Source organism: Helicobacter heilmannii, assembly GCF_001283065.1.
In the GTDB taxonomy this organism is placed as follows: Bacteria; Campylobacterota; Campylobacteria; order Campylobacterales; family Helicobacteraceae; genus Helicobacter; species Helicobacter heilmannii.
On the sequence record NZ_CDMK01000003.1, the window covers coordinates 100,139 to 102,191 of the forward strand.

The 2,053-nt window shown below is 47.2% G+C and carries 1 rRNA gene; it reads right to left on the reverse strand.

The window, feature by feature from the left end:
• Positions 1-269: 269 nt before the first annotated feature.
• A 16S ribosomal RNA gene (locus tag AOG36_RS06990) occupies positions 270-1,769 on the reverse strand.
• Positions 1,770-2,053 lie beyond the last annotated feature (284 nt).

Sequence of the window (2,053 nt, forward strand, 5' to 3'; positions counted from 1 at the left end):
CATCTTGCTGTTTCTAGCCCCCTTTGGTAGGCGGGGATTTTAAATAGGACATGAACTATTATTGCTTACATCGCTAGGCATCAAACCCCCATATTGTAGCCATTAAATTACATTTCATAAAGAACTCACACACAGAGAAAGAGGGGAATTTAAAGCAAACAATTCAAAAGGGATTGAAAAGTTCAGTGGAGTTTTTTGTGTTTTAACACCTAAGCAAGAGAGCCTTGAGCCTGCCTTTAGACAACAAAGCCTTAAAGGGTTTCTCTAAGAAAGGAGGTGATCCAACCGCAGGTTCACCTACGGTTACCTTGTTACGACTTCACCCCAGTCGCTGTGTGTGCCGTGGGCAGTAGCTGCTTTAGCATCCTGACTTAAGGCAAACACAACTCCCATGGTGTGACGGGCGGTGAGTACAAGACCCGGGAACGTATTCACCGCAACATGGCTGATTTGCGATTACTAGCGATTCCAGCTTCATGCAGGCGAGTTGCAGCCTACAATCCGAACTGAGAGGCGTTTTGAAGATTGGCTCAGCTTCGCAGCATTGCATCTCTTTGTGCGCCCCATTGTAGCACGTGTGTAGCCCTAGGCGTAAGGGCCATGATGACTTGACGTCGTCCTCACCTTCCTCCTGCTTACGCAGGCAGTCTTCTTAGAGAGCTCAGCGTAACCTGTTAGCAACTAAGAAAGAGGGTTGCGCTCGTTGCGGGACTTAACCCAACATCTCACGACACGAGCTGACGACAGCCGTGCAGCACCTGTTTTCAGGGTCTAGCAAGCTAGACACTCCGCTATTTCTAGCAGATTCCTTCAATGTCAAGCCTAGGTAAGGTTCTTCGTGTATCTTCGAATTAAACCACATGCTCCACCGCTTGTGCGGGTCCCCGTCTATTCCTTTGAGTTTTAATCTTGCGACCGTACTCCCCAGGCGGGATGCTTAAGGCGTTAGCTGCATTACTGGGAGGACAAAGCCCCCCAACAACTAGCATCCATCGTTTAGGGCGTGGACTACCAGGGTATCTAATCCTGTTTGCTCCCCACGCTTTCGTGCAATCAGCGTCAGTATTGTTCCAGCAGGTCGCCTTCGCAATGAGTATTCCTCTTGATCTCTACGGATTTTACCCCTACACCAAGAATTCCACCTACCTCTCCCACACTCTAGGGTTGTAGTTTCAAATGCAGTTCTATGGTTAAGCCATAGGATTTCACACCTGACTTACAACCCCGCCTACGCACTCTTTACGCCCAGTGATTCCGAGTAACGCTTGCACCCTCCGTATTACCGCGGCTGCTGGCACGGAGTTAGCCGGTGCTTATTCGTGAGATACCGTCATTATCTTCTCTCACAAAAGGAGTTTACAATCCTAAAACCTTCATCCTCCACGCGGCGTTGCTGCTTCAGGCTTGCGCCCATTGAGCAATATTCCCTACTGCTGCCTCCCGTAGGAGTCTGGACCGTGTCTCAGTTCCAGTGTGTCCGTTCACCCTCTCAGGCCGGATACCCGTCATTGCCTTGGTGAGCCTTTACCTCACCAACAAGCTGATAGGACATAGACCAATCCTTTAGCGATAAATCTTTCCCCCGTAGGGTAATATTTGGTATTAATCACCATTTCTAGTGGCTATCCCAAACTAAAGGGCATGTCATCTATGCGTTACTCACCCGTGCGCCACTAATCCACCTAGCAAGCTAGGCTTCATCGTTCGACTTGCATGTATTAGGCACGCCGCCAGCGTTCACTCTGAGCCAGGATCAAACTCTCCATAAAGTTAAGTTAAATCCCAAACTGGCTCAAGATTACTCTGTTTAGACAAGTTGTGTCAATAACTAGAGTTCTTTAAGCCAAAACAAAATCAAAAAACAAATTTGGCTACAAGACTCTCTTGCTTAAATGTCAAAGATCGTTGCGTTAAGTTTAAGTGCTTTTTAAAACCGCTTTGGCTTTTCAACCTTTGGATTTCTCAACCGCTTTAAACTTTGGCAAAATGTGATTATAAGACTTTAAAGCTTAAGGGGGGCTTAATTGGGGTTAAATCTCCAAATCATAGCTAA